This window comes from Evansella sp. AB-rgal1 (assembly GCF_041820985.1).
Lineage (GTDB): Bacteria > Bacillota > Bacilli > Bacillales > Salisediminibacteriaceae > Evansella.
This window is the reverse complement of sequence record NZ_JBGUAU010000006.1, coordinates 112,808-129,581: the sequence shown is the minus strand read 5'-3', so window position 1 is coordinate 129,581 and position 16,774 is coordinate 112,808. Positions and strand designations below refer to the sequence as shown.

18 protein-coding genes are annotated in these 16,774 nt (G+C 34.3%); 17 read left to right on the top strand and 1 reads right to left on the bottom strand.

The window, feature by feature from the left end; translation table 11 throughout:
* Nucleotides 1–799: 799 nt before the first annotated feature.
* From ACERII_RS06765 to ACERII_RS06745, 5 genes are all read left to right on the top strand, one after another.
* Nucleotides 800–1,756 carry a ribose-phosphate diphosphokinase gene (locus ACERII_RS06765; RefSeq protein WP_373641029.1) on the top strand — a complete coding sequence of 319 codons (957 nt, stop codon included), beginning with the start codon at nt 800–802 and terminating at the stop codon, nt 1,754–1,756.
* Nucleotides 1,757–1,871: 115 nt separating this feature from the next.
* Nucleotides 1,872–3,119, top strand: coding sequence for a hypothetical protein (locus ACERII_RS06760; RefSeq protein ID WP_373641028.1), 1,248 nt, complete (start codon nt 1,872–1,874; stop codon nt 3,117–3,119).
* A 28-nt stretch (nt 3,120–3,147) separates the two neighbouring features.
* The gene (locus ACERII_RS06755; protein ID WP_373641027.1) at nt 3,148–4,182 is read left to right on the top strand and encodes a GDSL-type esterase/lipase family protein; all 1,035 of its coding nucleotides are present in this window, start codon (nt 3,148–3,150) and stop codon (nt 4,180–4,182) included.
* Between the two features lie 422 nt (nt 4,183–4,604).
* Nucleotides 4,605–4,934 (top strand): PadR family transcriptional regulator, encoded by a 330-nt coding sequence (locus ACERII_RS06750; RefSeq protein WP_373641026.1) that lies wholly within the window; start codon nt 4,605–4,607, stop codon nt 4,932–4,934.
* Nucleotides 4,931–6,139, top strand: a complete 1,209-nt coding sequence (locus tag ACERII_RS06745; RefSeq protein ID WP_373641024.1) for a DUF2812 domain-containing protein — start codon at nt 4,931–4,933, stop codon at nt 6,137–6,139. The genes ACERII_RS06750 and ACERII_RS06745 overlap by 4 nt, the downstream gene beginning before the upstream one ends.
* 61 nt (nt 6,140–6,200) lie before the next feature.
* On the opposite strand, the gene ACERII_RS06740 is transcribed toward ACERII_RS06745, so the two are convergent.
* Nucleotides 6,201–7,856 (bottom strand): CoA-disulfide reductase, encoded by a 1,656-nt coding sequence (locus tag ACERII_RS06740; RefSeq protein WP_373641023.1) that lies wholly within the window; start codon nt 7,854–7,856, stop codon nt 6,201–6,203.
* A gap of 240 nt (nt 7,857–8,096) precedes the next feature.
* On the opposite strand from ACERII_RS06740, the gene ACERII_RS06735 reads away from it, so the two are divergent.
* From ACERII_RS06735 to ACERII_RS06680, 12 genes are all read left to right on the top strand, one after another.
* The gene (locus tag ACERII_RS06735; RefSeq protein ID WP_373641022.1) at nt 8,097–9,746 is read left to right on the top strand and encodes a SulP family inorganic anion transporter; all 1,650 of its coding nucleotides are present in this window, start codon (nt 8,097–8,099) and stop codon (nt 9,744–9,746) included.
* 150 nt (nt 9,747–9,896) lie between these two features.
* Nucleotides 9,897–10,286 (top strand): rhodanese-like domain-containing protein, encoded by a 390-nt coding sequence (locus ACERII_RS06730; protein WP_373641021.1) that lies wholly within the window; start codon nt 9,897–9,899, stop codon nt 10,284–10,286.
* Nucleotides 10,287–10,307: 21 nt separating this feature from the next.
* A complete protein-coding gene (locus tag ACERII_RS06725; protein ID WP_373641020.1) occupies nt 10,308–10,715 on the top strand; it encodes a rhodanese-like domain-containing protein in 408 nt (135 codons plus the stop codon).
* Nucleotides 10,705–10,965 (top strand): metal-sensitive transcriptional regulator, encoded by a 261-nt coding sequence (locus ACERII_RS06720; RefSeq protein WP_373641019.1) that lies wholly within the window; start codon nt 10,705–10,707, stop codon nt 10,963–10,965. Before ACERII_RS06725 ends, ACERII_RS06720 begins: the two co-directional genes overlap by 11 nt.
* Before the next feature lie 227 nt (nt 10,966–11,192).
* On the top strand, nt 11,193–11,672 hold the full coding sequence (locus ACERII_RS06715; RefSeq protein WP_373641018.1) for a DsrE/DsrF/DrsH-like family protein: 480 nt from the start codon (nt 11,193–11,195) through the stop codon (nt 11,670–11,672).
* Nucleotides 11,673–11,689: 17 nt separating this feature from the next.
* The gene (locus ACERII_RS06710) at nt 11,690–12,058 is read left to right on the top strand and encodes a rhodanese-like domain-containing protein (RefSeq protein WP_373641016.1); all 369 of its coding nucleotides are present in this window, start codon (nt 11,690–11,692) and stop codon (nt 12,056–12,058) included.
* A gap of 21 nt (nt 12,059–12,079) precedes the next feature.
* The gene (locus tag ACERII_RS06705) at nt 12,080–12,382 is read left to right on the top strand and encodes a rhodanese-like domain-containing protein (RefSeq protein WP_373641015.1); all 303 of its coding nucleotides are present in this window, start codon (nt 12,080–12,082) and stop codon (nt 12,380–12,382) included.
* 13 nt (nt 12,383–12,395) lie between these two features.
* The gene (locus ACERII_RS06700) at nt 12,396–12,980 is read left to right on the top strand and encodes a sulfurtransferase TusA family protein (RefSeq protein ID WP_373641013.1); all 585 of its coding nucleotides are present in this window, start codon (nt 12,396–12,398) and stop codon (nt 12,978–12,980) included.
* A 55-nt stretch (nt 12,981–13,035) separates the two neighbouring features.
* Entirely contained in the window at nt 13,036–14,163 is a 1,128-nt protein-coding gene (locus tag ACERII_RS06695) for an MBL fold metallo-hydrolase (RefSeq protein ID WP_373641012.1), read from the top strand.
* Nucleotides 14,164–14,272: 109 nt separating this feature from the next.
* The gene (locus ACERII_RS06690) at nt 14,273–14,509 is read left to right on the top strand and encodes a sulfurtransferase TusA family protein (protein ID WP_373641011.1); all 237 of its coding nucleotides are present in this window, start codon (nt 14,273–14,275) and stop codon (nt 14,507–14,509) included.
* Between the two features lie 175 nt (nt 14,510–14,684).
* On the top strand, nt 14,685–14,933 hold the full coding sequence (locus ACERII_RS06685; protein ID WP_373641009.1) for a glutaredoxin family protein: 249 nt from the start codon (nt 14,685–14,687) through the stop codon (nt 14,931–14,933).
* 299 nt (nt 14,934–15,232) lie between these two features.
* Nucleotides 15,233–16,678 carry an MDR family MFS transporter gene (locus tag ACERII_RS06680; protein ID WP_373641007.1) on the top strand — a complete coding sequence of 482 codons (1,446 nt, stop codon included), beginning with the start codon at nt 15,233–15,235 and terminating at the stop codon, nt 16,676–16,678.
* Nucleotides 16,679–16,774 lie beyond the last annotated feature (96 nt).

The following is a 16,774-nucleotide window of genomic DNA, read 5'->3' as shown; positions in this document are numbered from 1 at the left end:
TTAGAAAAGTAGAAAGCACTTTTCAACTGAAAGAACATTTTTCTTCGCAGATGTGCAAGCGGATTCCGCTTTTCGTGTTGTCTAGCTTCATCCGCTATCTGCTGTGAAAAATAACCTTCCAGTTAGAAAAGTAGAAAACACTTTTCAACTGAAAGAACATTTTTCTTCGCAGATATGCAAGCGGGTAAAGCTTTTCGTTCGTCCAGAACATTTGCATTTCGGTCCTGAGAGGGCACCTTGCGCTTTTCTTCCTTTTCCACATTTTATATATGAATCGAAGCAATTCATGACGAAACTTTTTTATAGTTATATAGGTGATGAAATATAGAATGATACCTACGAAAATCATATTCACAAACATGCCAACAATAAACGCTTTCCCTATAATTAACCCCACTTCTCCTTTTTCTAATCATTCCAACTCCAACCCACTTACATAGAATCTATCATTTAGAATATACTGTTTTATTCTGATTTCCAACTGTAGTATGTTAAGACTATCGATTATTATTCAATGTACGATTATCTATGTTATATATCTACACAATTTGATTTTGTTTTTAGATACAATGTTTTTTACAACAATTGGTTTCATTGCTATTTCCATTTTGTTCTCCAACACTGGTGGATATGTTTCTAAATCTCTATATTTTTTTGATATTGGATAATGAAACTATATGTTATGAAGTTCATTATTATTATTATTTTTAGCAAAGATTGTCGTAAATAGACTATTATTGCTATAATAATATAATCCATGTTAACTTTGGACATGATATTGTTTTAATGGAGGTACATTATGATAATAGATAAAAATACTACATCTAATATGAAAATATTTAGTTTGAATTCCAATCTTCCGCTAGCAGAAGAAATAGTTCAGCATATTGGAATTGATATGGGGAAGAGCACTATTAAGAAGTTTAGTGATGGTGAAATACAAATGAATGTGGAAGAAAGTGTACGTGGACAGGACGTATACTTAATTCAATCAACGAACAACCCTGGTAATGATTATTTAATGGAATTATTAATCATGGTTGACTCCCTTAAGCGAGCATCAGCAAAGTCAATTAATTGTGTTATACCATATTTCGGATACTCACGCCAAGACAGAAAGGCCCGTTCCAGAGAACCTATTACTGCAAAGCTCATTGCAAACTTGTTAGAAAAGGCAGGCATCACGAGACTCATAACAGTTGATTTACATGCACCACAAGTACAAGGTTTTTTTAATGTTCCAGTAGATCAGTTAGTTGCATTTCCGATTTTATCCAAATACTTTTTAGATAAGAACTTTGAGGATATTGTAGTTGTAGCGCCTGAGAATAATGGAGTGATTAGAGCTCATCAATTGGGTAATGTACTTAATGCCCCAATCGCATTTATTGATAGAAACCGTCGCCCAAAATCATATGTACCTAGTCGAATGGAAATTCGAGGAGATGTAAAGGGAAAAACAGCTATAATTATAGATGACATGGTTGATACTGCAAGAACAGTGACTACAGCTTCAAATGTACTAATGGATTATGGTGCAAAAGAAGTATATGCATGTTGTACACACCCTGTACTATCTGATCCAGCAATAAATTGGATTGAGGAATCTGCAATAAAAGAACTTGTTACAACCAATACTATTCATTTACCTATGGAAAAACGTACTAATAAAATTACTACGTTATCTATTGCTCCTCTATTAGCAAAAGCAATTATTAAAGTACAAAAGAATGAGTCTGTAAGTACATTATTTTAATATTTAGAATGAAAGAGATCATGTCCTAAAAGGTTCATGATCTTTTTTTTTGAAGGATATTTATCATTCTTGTTGAAATGTAGAATAGAAAAGAAAAGGCAGGAGGGATGTATCAGTGATAGAAAAAGATCAAACTAATACAAATGATCATGAAATTGATATATTTTTTAAAGTTATGCTTGATAAGCCAAAAGTGGAAGCGGATAGAACTTGGTTATACTCGCTGAAACGTTTTTTTCAATATATAACTTTACACACCAATGATAATATTTCTTTTACTGTTGAAAGTATCAATTCATATATACAATACCTTCAGGAGAAGGGGAAAAGTGAAACATACATCAAAAAAAACGTATACGTTATCTATACTTTTGCCCATTATAAACAAATGAATATAATCAAGGAAAAAATATCCATAAAAATAGAGGATAAGATAGATGTCTCTATGGTAGAGGAAGAAGATGACATTTATCATACAGAGGAACTGTTGTACGAACGTATAAAGGAGACAACCAACAATCTAATATTAAGTAGGAAACCAGAGATTTATGAGTTACACAATAACTCCTACAGTGATCTTAGAGTTAAGTGGCAAGATTATTTGTTGTTCCGTCTTGTATTAGAAACAGGAATAGACATAGATGATTTAACTTCTGTAAGTATGGAGGATATTTATGAAGATAGAGTTACTATTAATGACAGAGATATCCCAATTTTAGGATCAATAGCAAAACTGTTACATCAGTATATAGGTTTTAGGAAGCAATTTGACAAGGCCACTTTTACCCAGCTAGTAATGTTTCATATGGGTATTAGGTCAAGTAGTATTTCGGAATTATATGCTGATAAGAATTATAAATATTTTTTGGAAAAGGATCTCTCAGAAAAAATCGCTGAAATAGAAAGTCATCTAATGCAACAAGTAAGTATAGAAGAAAAAATTCAAGAAATAGAAATGTTAAACGAAGATACACATAATGACAAAGTGGAAGTACTAGAAGAAGAGCTTGATGGCATTGCAGAGAAAATAGGAAATATGAAAGCAATTTTAGTTTTTGAGCGTAAATTAAACGAATATAACTTTAATAACGCATTGTTCGTAACAGAAAGATATACAAAAATGGATCAAAGTGACATTCTTAATGGACTTATCAGGGAATCTTTTCCTCTTCACAAATTACAGAACTCTTGTATTGAAAAATGGAACTCGGAAGGTATCAAAATTAAACAAATAGAAAAAGTTTTAGGAAAAAAGGGTACTCTTTTTGCAAAACCTAATCGTGCGAGTGACCTAGAGGAATACAGGAAAATGGTTTCATCTAGCTATTCTTTTCATGATCGCGATTTTAGTAATCCATCTTAACAATGGCACTAAAAAAGGTGTGAAAAAAATGGAGCTAAAAAGAAGATTCACGGTTCTATTACTAGGACTTTTGATGTTATTCCCTGGTACTTCTCTTGCTGAACTGGATAATTCTAAAGGAGTACTTGTTTCACTTGGAGATTCCATTACCTCAGGGTACAATTTAGCCAATCCAGAATCAGAAGCTTTTCCCTACTTAATTAATAAGGATCGTTATCATGTCCAAAATCTCGGTGTACCTGGTTGGACCTCAGGGGATCTTTTACAAGCTTTGTTGTTTGATGAAACGTATAAAGAAGCAATCAGTACAGCAAATGTAATAACATTATTCATTGGTAGCAATGACTTTTTACAAGCTCTAAAGCTTGAGGATATTCTAAGAAATCCTAGTTTATTTGATCCCGAAAAAATGGAAAAGGATATACAAGAAGCCACGGATGTATTTTCAAAAAATTTGAAGCAAATTATGAATATTGTTCAAAGCGACTCCTCAGCATCAATCATATTATATACAATATATAATCCAGTTATTTCTGATGAATCATTTCTTTGGGAGCTAGTGTACTTTATTGCCGATGAGATGATAAAGGATCTTAACAACAATATAATTTCAAATTATCATTCTCCTCATAATAGTGTAGAAGTTGTCGATGCATATTCTGTTTTTTCACGTAACCAAGCGTCCTATATAATTACAGGAGATATTCATCCTAATGCTGCTGGACAACAGCAACTTGCTGATTTAGCAATAACAGCATTACTCAAACCTATAACAGGAGAAGAACTATCCGAGGAGAACGTGTTGGATACAGATGTGGACCTATTGGATGATGAAAACGATACTAAAACTAAAAAAGAAAAAACCAATATAAATGAAGAGAAAGAACAGGATAAAGAACTATTTTCTCTAAAAACACCTTATTTTAATAAATTTATGGATACATTCGTATTAGTTACGAAGTATGAGTATTTTACCTATTTTGTAGCAGGTTTCGTGGGGTTATTTATTTTATGGTTTCTAGTCGCTATAAGGAAAAGAAAGAAAAAAAGAAGAGCTATCTAAGTAAGATAATATTTGGTTAAAAATCCCTATCATTTGCCAAAATAAAAATGTATTTTTTGTGCAGAACCTGAGCATAATAATTTTTGAAGAGGAAGTTGCTTCTTCTTCACATAAGAGTGATACAGCAAAGGGATTCGTCATACAACCTAAAGGGGTGTTTCCGTTGAACAAGTAGTTGAACGATCACATTTCTTAGGAAGAAAAACGAAATTAAATGAGGTGTTTGTAGCAGATAAACATCGACTTTACCCCATATAGCCGGTATTTACTCTTAGAAAAGGGTGGTCATTACGACCACTCTTTTTTTATTTTTGTACAATTTTATATTTGCTAAATGAGTCACGACGTGATATAGTCATGGTGTGATATATGTTATGGTGTGACATAATATATAAAATTAAAGAGAGACGAGGAGATTTGTTTTGGATATAGAAAAAGTGTTGAAAAAATACATACCAATGTCAGAAACTGCTTTTTATATTTTGTTGTCCTTAACAAAGCCCAGACATGGGTACGGTATTGTAAAGCATGTAGAAGAAATAACAAATTCTCGACTTCGTTTGGGATCAGGCACCGTATATGGAACATTAACGAAAATGCAAAAGGACGGTATTATCACGGTGTATGCTGATGAAGACCGAAAAACTGTTTATGAAATAACTTCACTTGGAAACACATTGATGAAAACGGAGATTCAAAGACTGAAAGAATTGCATAGTAACGCATTAAAGTATGAGGGGGAGTTTGAATGATCAAGAAAGTGTTTCGGCCATTTTGGAGTTATGATGTGATAAAAACAGAAGAATGGCTTTCCTCAATGTCTGAACAAGGATATCATTTCACAGGTTTGAAACGGCATACACGACAATTTTACTTTCAATATGGAGATCCTGATACGTTTACATATGAAATCTGTTTTGATAAATATCAATCATCTCAACTCCCAAAGGCACTTATAGAAGATGGATGGGATAAAGTCTTTCAAAGTAAATCATGGTTTGTTATATCTAATAAAAAGCCTAGAAAAGAAATAAAAACGTCATCTGTCCGAGAGAATATTATTAAAAGAAATCGAATTAATTATTACATTTATTGTGGATTATTAGCTTACTTTATTATGATCGCTTTCATAAATAGCATGTTTCTTATCCCAGCTTATATTAGTAGTGAAGGGATAGAAGTGGTTGAAAGTCCTTTATGGGCAGTCACCTACACTTTGTTTGGTTTATATATCGCTTTAATTGTTATTTCAATCTATTCCATATGGAAAATAGGCAAAACAAACAAACAGCTTATAAACGAAATGAATGTTCCAAATGATGTACTTGATACCAATAGGACTAGTATGGGAATGATAGTTTCAAGAGAAGAAAAAAGAAGACTTCAGCAACAAACGAATACACTTATAAAAAAGAGGAAACTCAATTGGATGTACTCCCCCGATAAATTAGAAAAATGGCTCGAGGATATGGAGGAACAAGGATATAATCTTTATGGTGTAAATAGATTAGGAACCGTTTTTTACTTTCAAAAAGGGAAGCCGAGAATGATGAGTTATTGTACAGAATATCAAAATTTTGCAAAGGAAAGTTCTTTCTCCATTCATGAAGATGTAGGGTGGAAGCATGTATTTTCAACAAAATACTCCATGCAAAAATGGACGATTTGGTCACAAGAGTATACAAAAGGGGATGAAAAGCCAGAAATATATTCGGATCAAAGTACTAGATTAAAGCAAGCAAAAAAAATTGCTTCCTCTTATTCTCTCTTATTTCTTCCTCTAGTCCTCATGTATGTGTATATACTGTACAGTAGTATAGACATGATGATAAGAAGAGATATAGACATATATACTATTAATGGTATTAACGTTATCTTATTTGCTTTGTTAATTCTCATATTTGGATCTAATGTGGCGAAAACTTGGTTGTACTATCTACGCTTAAAAAACAAATAAAAAAATAAACTTAGAGAGCAGAGAGTTGGGTGAACCAACTCCTTCTCCATTTTATTAATTACTATTTACACAGCATCTTCGCATATGAATATGTTTTCCAACCTCCATCAAGATTTACAGCATTAAAACCATTTTCAAGTAGTATTCTTGTAGCTAAATAACCTCGTAACCCAACTTGACAATTTATATAAATGGTTTTATCTGTAGGAAGTTCATGAAGTCGTTCTCTTACATCGCCTAGAGAAATATTTATAGCACCCTCTATATATCCACCTTTTAGTTCAGAAGGTTCCCTAACATCGATGAGTATGCCCCCTTGTTTAACGATGTCATCTATTTCATACCACTGTATTGTTTTTAGAGATTCATCAAGAATATTGGAAGCAACATATCCTGCCATGTTTACTGGGTCCTTTGCAGATGAGAACGGTGGTGCGTAAGATAGCTCTAATTCTGTTAGATCAATGACTGATAAGTTGCCTTTAATCGCAGTGGCAATAACATCAATTCTTTTTTCCACTCCATTACGTCCAACAGCTTGTGCGCCTAAAATAGTTCCATCATGAGGGTTAAACAACAGCTTTAGATGTATTGGGTTCGCTCCAGGATAGTAACCTGCATGTGATCCAGGATGAATGTGTACTATCTTATATTCCACACCTTTTTGCTTTAGATTTTTTTCATTATTTCCTGTCGTCGCTATTGTTAAATCAAATACTTTTACAACTGCAGTGCCAAGTGTGCCAGAATACTTCTTATTTTTTCCATACATATTATCAGCTACTATTCGGGCTTGTCTGTTAGCTGGCCCGGCAAGAGGAATCATTGCTGGTTGGTGAGAGATAAGGTCTGTTACTTCAATAGCATCCCCAACAGCGAAAATAGTAGGGTCACTAGTTTGTAAAAATTCATTAACAAGTATTCCACCACGTTTTCCTACTGGTAAACCAGCACTTTTTGCTAACTCATTTTCAGGTGTAACTCCAATAGATAGAATAATCATATCAGTAGAAAGTTCTTTTCCACTTGATAAAGTAACCGATTTACCTTTATTTTTAATAGAAGCAACTCCATCTTCCAAAACCAAATTTACACCTTTTGTAATTAATTCCTTATGAACGATCGCTGCCATTTCATAGTCAAGTGGAGCTAAAACTTGGCTAGCCATCTCTATTAAAGTAACGTCTATACCAATTTCCGTTAAGTTCTCTACCATTTCTAAACCGATAAAACCTCCACCTATAACGATTGCATTTTTTGGCTTCTCTTCTGTAATAAAGCTTTTAATCCTGTCTGTATCTGGAACATTTCGCAAAGTAAATAAGTTCTCTACTTCTTCCAAGCCTTCAATAGGTGGAACAATTGGCTTTGCTCCGGGAGATAAAAGTAGAACATCATACGTTTCTTCATAATGTTCATTACTTACCACATTTCGAATGAGAACAGATTTCTTATCACGATCAATTTTTACCACTTCACTAAAATTACGAATATCTAAGTTATATTTTTTACTCATAGCCTCTACAGTTTGAACTAATAACTTTTCCCGTTTATTGATCGTACCACCGATATAGTAAGGTAGACCACAATTAGCAAAGGAAACAAACTCTCCTCGTTCAAACATAATAATTTCTGATTTTTCATCTAATCTTCTTAATCTTGCTGCTGCAGTAGCACCACCTGCCACACCACCAACAATAATTATTTTCTTTGTCATGATGATATATCCTCCTATTTCATATAACGTCTCTAAATATACCCAACAGGGTATACCGTTAGTATATCTCATTCTAACAAAATAGGATAGGGGGTATTTTGTGTATTTTATGTGTCTCTATTTTTTGGGTGCTAAAATCTTTTTATTGACGAAAAGAAAAGTTATTTTTATAATAAAAATACCGGTATGGGTATATTGATAATTCCTTCCGATGTGACAAGTAAGGGGGCAAGTAAATATATGAAAAGCTCTATACCAGCAATAGACTGGATTAAAAATTATAATAAAGATGATTTACGAGGAGATATCTCCGCTGGATTAATTGTTGCTATTATGTTAATACCCCAAGGGATGGCATATGCAATGTTAGCTGGAATTCCTCCTGTCATTGGCTTGTATGCCGCAACAGTGCCTCTTATCATTTATGCATTGTTTGGAACATCTCGCCAATTAGCAGTAGGACCAGTTGCTATGGTATCGTTACTAGTGTTAGCAGGGGTATCAACCATCGCCGAACCTGGTACAAATGAATACATCTCCTTAGTACTGTTACTGATGCTTATGATTGGTCTGATTCAGTTTTTCATGGGAATCTTTCGATTAGGTTTTTTAGTTAATTTCTTATCACATTCTGTCATAAGTGGGTTTACTTCCGCTGCAGCAATAATTATCGGATTGAGTCAATTAAAGCACCTACTAGGAGTTCCACTACAAGGAGACAAAGATGTACTGAAACTTATATTTGAAGTATATACAAGGTTTTCAGAGGTCCACATTGTTACATTTCTCATTGGGATTACAAGTATCGCACTACTCATTGTCATAAAGAAATTAATACCAAAAATTCCAGCACCATTATTTATTGTTGGGGTTAGTATTCTATTAACAGCTACTTTACAATTAGATCATCATGGAGTAAAAATTGTTGGAGATGTTCCTCAAGGATTACCATCTTTTAGCATACCAACTATATCAGTAGAAAGCGTCCTAACATTATTACCTATTGCAATCACCATCTCATTAATCGGTTTTATGGAATCAATTGCAATGGCCAAAGCAATAGCTGCGAAAGAAAAATATAAAATAGTTCCAAATAAAGAATTAGTAGGTCTAGGGTTAGCAAATATAGGGGGATCTTTCTTTTCAGGTTATCCTATTACGGGTGGATTTTCACGATCAGCAGTGAACTATCAATCTGGAGCAAAAACTCAACTAGCTACACTCATCACAGCTTTCATCATCATTGCTACATTACTGTTTTTTACCGGTTTCTTTTATTACTTACCAAACGCAATATTAGCAGCCATCATTATGGTAGCAGTCTATAGTCTTATTGATATAAAGGAAGCAAAGCACTTGTTTCATATTCGGCCACTAGACGGTTGGACATGGGTTATCACCTTTGCTGGAACATTACTTCTAGGGATTGAGCAAGGTATTATCATAGGAGTTCTATTTTCGTTACTAATCTATATTTGGAAAAGTGCATATCCTCATGTAGCTGAATTAGGTTATTTAACCGAGCAGGAAGTATACAGAAATATAAAAAGGTATCCACACGCAAAGACCGATCCTACAATATTAATATTCCGTATCGATTCGGATCTATTCTTTGCAAATACAACGTTCTTAGAAGAAAAACTTCAAGAAAGATTACTAGATAAACCAAATACAAAATGGGTGATTCTAGACTTCACTGGAGTAAATTCTATTGATGCCGTAGCAATCCACTCTCTAGAAGAAATAATGAAAACACATGAAAATCAAATTTCGTTCTTATTTTCTGGTGTAAAAGGACCAGTGAGAGACTTATTGAAAAAAGCAAAGTGGCAGGATAATTTATATTCCGCCCTGTCTATCGATCAAGCATTATTACAAACGAAAGAATGAGGGAGAGCAAGGATGGAAACCAATTATCGGGTGCTTATTTCATGTAGAAACCGGTGAAATAGAATGGATCGATGAGTAAATAACTGAAGTAGATAGTTGCAAAAGTACCATTCGGGGTATATTATAGGACATGTTAGGAGGCAGAGAGACATGAGAGAAATACTATATATCCTTCCGATTATGTTACTCGTTCTTCTTTTTGGTTGTCAAAATTCATCAGGAACTACGATAACTGAGATAGATACAAAAGAGCTAGAAAGATTGTTACAAAACGAAGACGACAACCATGACTACTTTTTTATGGACGTCAGAGAAGTCCACGAGTATAATGAGGCACATATAAAACAAATGGTGAATATACCATTAAGTGTTTTAGAAAGTTCGTACGAGCAAGTACCAAATGGTAAAACAGTGGTTATTATTTGTCGTAGTGGAAGTCGGAGTCTGCAGGCCGCGAACCTATTGAAGGATTTGGGATATGAGAACCTAGTGAACGTCAGAGGTGGTATGCTCGATTGGGATGGAGAAATAAATAATTAATATCTTGAAAGTAGGTTGTAAATGACGACTTTAATGGCAATGTTATCTATTGTACTTTTCATTGCTATCATAAGTTTACTTTATAAAAGTTATATACCTGTATTGGGATTAACTCAATGTAGTGATGATATATTAGATAGTTATGACTCTACTGTAACTGTTTTAGATGTTAGAGATTATAATATTTCCTATAAACTTGAAATGAATAGAAAAATAAATATACCCCTACCATATTTAAAACGTTATTCAAACGACATTATAGGAAAACAACTCATTGTAGTTACTTCAAATAACGTTGGCAAAAATGTGAGTATTCGATTTTTACGAAAAAAAGGGTTTGAAGTTATTGGATATCTTATTATAGTTGATACAAATAAGTTTGATATGAGAGAACAAATTACGGTTAGGAGATGTTGTCATGAAATATAATGATCAAATGAAAAATCGTATTAAAAGAGTGGAAGGACAAGTGAAGGCGATTCTTCGTATGATGGAAGAAGAACAAGATTGTAAAGATATTGTGGTTCAAATGTCTGCTGCTAGAAATGCATTAGATCGCACACTGGGATTAGTAGTAAGTACCAATTTAGAGCAGTGTGTTCGTGAACAAATCGAAAAAGGGGAAGAAACGGAACAGTTGATACAAGAAGCTGTCAATTTATTAGTAAAGAGTAGATAATTGAACTACATTGGCAATGGAAAGTCAATGAAGTATCTAACGATTTTATATGATGAACGTTATCTAATAAAAAGGTGTTGACACCTTTTTTAATAGCTGTTATTATACCTGTAGGGGTATAAAATGATACTCTTGAAAACCAATAGATGTAGTAGCTATATATTTTTTTGAAATTAACATTACCTATACGGGTATATGTAATAGAACATTAAAGGAGTGTGACAATGATGTCAGAAAAGAAGAAAACAACCATTGTATTATTTAGTGGAGATTATGATAAAGCTATGGCAGCTTACATTATCGCCAATGGTGCAGCAGCTTACGATCATGAAGTAACCATTTTTCATACGTTTTGGGGATTGAATGCTTTACGTAAGGATAACCCAGTAGAAGTAAAAAAAGGGCTCTTAGAAAAGATGTTTGGCAAAATGATGCCAAGAGGCGCAGATAAAATGGGACTCTCGAAAATGAACTTCGCAGGAATGGGCCCAAAAATGATTAAGCATGTGATGAAAAAGCATAATGCAATGACGTTACCACAATTAATTGAGATGGCTAAAGAACAAGATGTAAAGCTTGTTGCGTGTACAATGACAATGGATTTACTAGGATTACAAGAGAAAGAACTACTTGATAAAATTGAGTATGCTGGAGTAGCAGCCTATTTAGGGGATGCTTCCGAAGGGAATGTAAATTTATTTATTTAATAGAAAGGTGATAGCACATGGATATTATATTTAACATACTACTTGTTGCTGTATTATTCTGGTTTATCTATCAACGATTTGTTCCGACGAAAGGAATAAAACAAAGTAATACAACCAAATTAAAACAGTTGTTAGAAGAGAAAAACACATATCAATTTATAGATGTACGAACACCGATGGAGTTCCGTAATAACCACATTAAAGGCTTTTCAAATATTCCATTAAACGAATTAACTACTCGCCACACGGAGCTTAATCAAGATAAAGAAATCGTAGTCATTTGTCAAAGTGGAATGCGGAGCAATAAAGCAACAAAAATTTTGAAAAAACAAGGGTTTACCAAGATCACCAATATTAGAGGCGGAATGGCTGCTTGGAGTCATTAAATACATGTGGAGGTATAGGTTATGAAAGAAATTACTACGGTCGAAGTAAAAAAGAGATTGCTAGATAATAAGAATATTTCAATCATTGATGTACGTGAGCCGTTTGAAGTTGCTGAGGGAAAAATCCCTAGTTCTATAAATATTCCGTTAGGAGAAATTGAAGCTAGATTACAAGAAATTGATATGTTATTACCACATATTATTGTATGTCGAAGTGGGGCAAGAAGCGCTCAAGCAACACTTTTTCTACAATTCTTAGGATATGATGTAACGAATATGGTTGGCGGAATGATGCTATGGGAAGAGTCCGTATCACTAAAATAGGAGGTCTAGATTCATGATAAAAACAGATAATATGTTAGATGCTAAAGGCTTAGCATGCCCAATGCCAATTGTGAAAACGAAGAAAGTGATGAATGATTTATTACCTGGCCAAGTATTAGAGGTTCAAGCTACAGATAAAGGATCTACTGCCGATTTAAGAACATGGTCCGAAAGGGTTGGACATCATTATATAGGTACAGTGGAAGAGGGAGATGTTTTGAAACATTATCTAAGAAAGGCTAGCGATGTTGAAGAAACACGAGAAGAAACAAAACACTCGGTTGTAACTTCAAACAAAGAATTACAACAAAAGCTTGATTCAAACGAAGATATTATTATTATCGATGTACGCGAGGAAGCAGAATATTCATTTAATCATATACCTGGTTCTAAAAATATTCCTATTGGTGTATTGGAAAAAAATTTTGGGGATCTAAACAAAAATGGAGCGGTTTATGTTGTATGTCGAACAGGGTATCGTAGTGACTTGGCAGCTCAAAAATTGACTGAAAATGGCTTTACTAATGTAACAAATGTGGTTCCAGGGATGAGTAAATGGTCAGGAACAACGGGAAGTAATGTAGGATCATCATTGTAGTAATAAAAAAAGTATATTTTTTTACCAAATAACATACTACAGGGGGTATTAGAGGATGGCTGTATATCCACTAACTGCAAAGGAAATGACAGAGAGAGTAGTAAATAAAAAAGAGGTTTTCATATTAGATGTTCGGAATGAAAAGGATTTTATAGATTGGAAAATAGAAGGAGAAAATTTCTTCTATGTAAATGTTCCATATTTTGATTTATTAGATGGTGTGGATGAAGTGATGGATCAAATTCCTTCGGTTAAGGAAATTGTCGTTGTATGTGCGAAGGAAGGTTCTTCTATCATGGTTGCAGAAATGTTGTCTGAGGAAGGTTTCGATGTATTTTACTTACAAGGTGGAATGAAAACTTGGAGTGAATATTTAGAGCCTGTGAAGGTAGGAGAGTTAGCTGATGGTGGAGAAATGTATCAATTTGTGCGTATAGGAAAAGGTTGTTTATCTTATATGGCTATTTCAAATGGAGAAGCAGCAATTATTGATGCAACCAGAATGACGGATGTTTACGTTGAATTTGCTAAAGAGCTTGGAGTAAAGATCACTCACGTATTTGATACACATCTACATGCTGACCATATCTCTGGTGGGAGACAAATTGCCGAAAAAACTGGTGCGACTTACTGGTTACCCCCTAAAGATGCAGAGGAAGTACAATTTGCTTACGAACCATTATTGGACGGCAAAAATGTAGTGATTGGAAACACAGTGATAAACATTCTTCCATTGTATTCACCGGGTCACACAATTGGATCTACCTCTTTTGTTATTGATGAAAAATATTTGTTATCAGGGGACATTCTATTTATCGATTCTATTGGAAGACCAGATTTAGCTGGATTAGCACAAGATTGGGTTGCTGATTTACGAGAAACACTTTATAACCGATATAGAGAGCTCTCGAATGAATTACTAGTACTTCCGGCACACTTTATGATTATTGATGAGCTAAACGAAGACGGAAGTGTCTATGAGAAATTAGGAACCTTATATGAAGAAAATCATGGCCTGAAAATAGAAAACGGAGAAGAATTTAGAAAACTAGTAACAGAAAACTTACCACCACAACCGAACGCATATCAAGAAATTCGTAAAACGAACATGGGGAAAATCACCCCAAGCGAAGAAGAACAACGAGAAATGGAAATCGGACCAAACCGATGTGCCGTACGCTAAGACACAAATTAGCCACGGGTCTGGTCCCGCACAAATTTCGCAAAATGTATGGAAATGTCACAATATTGTGCGGGACCAGATCCCCGACAATTTTGAGGAGGTTTTATAGATGAATGTAAATGTTGATAAAGTATTAGATGCTAAAGGCTTAGCATGCCCAATGCCAATTGTAAGAACAAAGAAGGAAATGGATAAAATGGAAGCGGGGAAGGTAATAGAGATTCACACAACAGATAAAGGTGCTAAGAGCGACCTTACTGCTTGGGCTTCTTCCGGAGGTCACGAACTGTTAGGACACGAGGAAGATGAAGGTGTGTTTAAGTTTTGGATTAAAAAAGGTAATTAGAAGCAAAAAGCAAATGATGTAATTAAGCCTAAGATTTATGAAACTCAAAACCCAAAATCTAGATTTCATCAAACACCCTTCATTTGAAATAAAAAGCATTTCCGTTGCGCCATATCTTCTTAGCGTGTAGTATGAAACTACGTTGAATTTATTTTATTTTAGAGGTGATTTAGAGGTGGCAACGAAGGCAATTGTTTATTCAACCGCGAATTGTATTGAATGTGATCTGGTAAAGCAAATGTTAACAAAAGAAAATATAGAGTTTGAAGTAAGAGATGTGCTTTCTAGCAAGGAGTATCAAAAAACAGTGGAGGGGTATGGGTTTCTTGGAGTACCCGTAACGGTAATTGGAGATAAAGCAATCAAAGGTCTTACTCCTGAATTGGAAGAGTTAGTAAAGTCGATTCAAAAACAAAAGTCATGATATCATGGCTTTTTTATTTTTTTATATTAAGTAGTTGAGTATCGTTTTATCCTGAGAACTGCTCGATCCGCGCTGTGATCTCAGATCCTTTGTGTGACCTATGTTTTACTTAAAAAAATATCGAATATGTATTATAAAAAATTAAGACATTTCCATCTATCTGATGTATGCTATACATTATTACATATCTCGATTTCCGAAACATCGAAATACCCAAAAACAAAAATACAGTTACATCGAAATAAAGAAACAACACCGATTTACATAATACACTCAAAAAGAATGGAGGGGAAGGAAAAATGAATTTGCAACATTATAACCGTTCTACAATTGTAGCTCTTCTCCTATCAGGAACTTTTATCGCAATTTTAAATCAAACATTGATGATCACGGCCATTCCACCTATTATGAGTGAGATGAATATTACTGCAAATTCAGCTCAGTGGCTAACAACTGTATTTATGTTAGTGAACGGAATCATGATCCCAATTAGTGCATTTTTTATAGAGAAGTTTACAACTAGGCAACTATATTTAACGGCTATGATAATATTTTCCCTTGGAACAATAGTGGGTGCAGTAGCACCAAATTTTGAGATTTTATTGGTAGGAAGGGTTATTCAGTCTGCAGGTGCTGGGATATTACTTCCACTTATGCAAACCGTTTTCCTCATGATTTTTCCAGTAAACAAACGAGGAGCTGCAATGGGGCTCGTCGGGTTAGTTATATCGTTTGCACCGGCAATTGGACCTGCACTATCAGGATTTCTCATTGTAAATTATTCTTGGAGAGTATTATTCTACATCATATTACCCATTGCTCTTGGAAATATTGTTATATCCTATTTCACATTAAAAAACGTTACAGAATTAAAAAATCCAAAGGTAGATGTACCGTCGATCATTTTCTCCTCCTTTGGATTTGGAGGTCTCTTATATGGATTTACTTCTGCTGGAAATTATGGATGGGGGAGCACCATTACTATCGCTTCGTTAGTAATCGGTGTTGGATCACTTCTGTTATTTATATGTAGGCAGCTCCGCATGATTCGTCCTATGCTAGAGTTTCGAGTGTTTAAATTTAATATATTTACAATAACGTCGATACTAGGAACCATTACATTTTTAGGTTTAATCGGTTCAGAAACACTCATACCGCTATACATGCAAAATATGAGGTCGTTCACCCCTATGGAAGCGGGATTGGCATTGCTTCCTGGAGCATTAGTTTCAGGGTTCATGTCCCCAATCACAGGACGTATCTTTGATAAAGTGGGAGCAAAGTGGCTTGCTATTACTGGATTTTCAATATTAACGGTTTCATCATTTGGTCTATCTATATTGAATGAAAACACGTCATTTTTCTATATCACTGTATGGTTTGCAATCCGTATGTTTGGGTTGTCCATGGTAATGATGCCTTTAACAACTGCTGGATTAAACCAATTACCGAAACGATTGATCCCACATGGTGCAGCAATGACGAACACGATGCGACAAGTAGGGGCATCTATTGGAACAGCAATGCTTGTTACTGTCATGACCACATCATCACAAGCTGCTTCAAATACTAATGTGGCAAATCCTGATATATTTGGGGCTAATACTGCATTTATGATCATCACAGGAATGTCTCTTGTTGGATTAGGAATGTCTTTCTTTATTACAAAAACATATCCTCAGGAAGAAGAGATAAAACCTGACACTTCTTTGGAGAAAAAGAAAATGGTAACTTCTACAGAATAAATTTTTTATTTCACTGTGTAATATACTATAATACTAGCCATAACTAACATAGATGTTACAGATAAAACACGATTAGATTTCCTTTCGTGTTTTTCC

What these genes read in the sequence shown, in the direction of transcription:
- ACERII_RS06695 (WP_373641012.1), top strand. Translation starts at nt 13,036, where the DNA reads ATGGCTGTATATCCACTAACTGCAAAGGAAATGACAGAGAGAGTAGTA.
- ACERII_RS06690 (WP_373641011.1), top strand. Translation starts at nt 14,273, where the DNA reads ATGAATGTAAATGTTGATAAAGTATTAGATGCTAAAGGCTTAGCATGC.
- ACERII_RS06720 (WP_373641019.1), top strand. Translation starts at nt 10,705, where the DNA reads ATGAAATATAATGATCAAATGAAAAATCGTATTAAAAGAGTGGAAGGA.
- ACERII_RS06680 (WP_373641007.1), top strand. Translation starts at nt 15,233, where the DNA reads ATGAATTTGCAACATTATAACCGTTCTACAATTGTAGCTCTTCTCCTA.
- ACERII_RS06765 (WP_373641029.1), top strand. Translation starts at nt 800, where the DNA reads ATGATAATAGATAAAAATACTACATCTAATATGAAAATATTTAGTTTG.
- ACERII_RS06710 (WP_373641016.1), top strand. Translation starts at nt 11,690, where the DNA reads ATGGATATTATATTTAACATACTACTTGTTGCTGTATTATTCTGGTTT.
- ACERII_RS06725 (WP_373641020.1), top strand. Translation starts at nt 10,308, where the DNA reads ATGACGACTTTAATGGCAATGTTATCTATTGTACTTTTCATTGCTATC.
- ACERII_RS06745 (WP_373641024.1), top strand. Translation starts at nt 4,931, where the DNA reads ATGATCAAGAAAGTGTTTCGGCCATTTTGGAGTTATGATGTGATAAAA.
- ACERII_RS06755 (WP_373641027.1), top strand. Translation starts at nt 3,148, where the DNA reads ATGGAGCTAAAAAGAAGATTCACGGTTCTATTACTAGGACTTTTGATG.
- ACERII_RS06740 (WP_373641023.1), bottom strand. Translation starts at nt 7,856, where the DNA reads ATGACAAAGAAAATAATTATTGTTGGTGGTGTGGCAGGTGGTGCTACT.
- ACERII_RS06730 (WP_373641021.1), top strand. Translation starts at nt 9,897, where the DNA reads ATGAGAGAAATACTATATATCCTTCCGATTATGTTACTCGTTCTTCTT.
- ACERII_RS06735 (WP_373641022.1), top strand. Translation starts at nt 8,097, where the DNA reads ATGAAAAGCTCTATACCAGCAATAGACTGGATTAAAAATTATAATAAA.
- ACERII_RS06700 (WP_373641013.1), top strand. Translation starts at nt 12,396, where the DNA reads ATGATAAAAACAGATAATATGTTAGATGCTAAAGGCTTAGCATGCCCA.
- ACERII_RS06705 (WP_373641015.1), top strand. Translation starts at nt 12,080, where the DNA reads ATGAAAGAAATTACTACGGTCGAAGTAAAAAAGAGATTGCTAGATAAT.
- ACERII_RS06715 (WP_373641018.1), top strand. Translation starts at nt 11,193, where the DNA reads ATGTCAGAAAAGAAGAAAACAACCATTGTATTATTTAGTGGAGATTAT.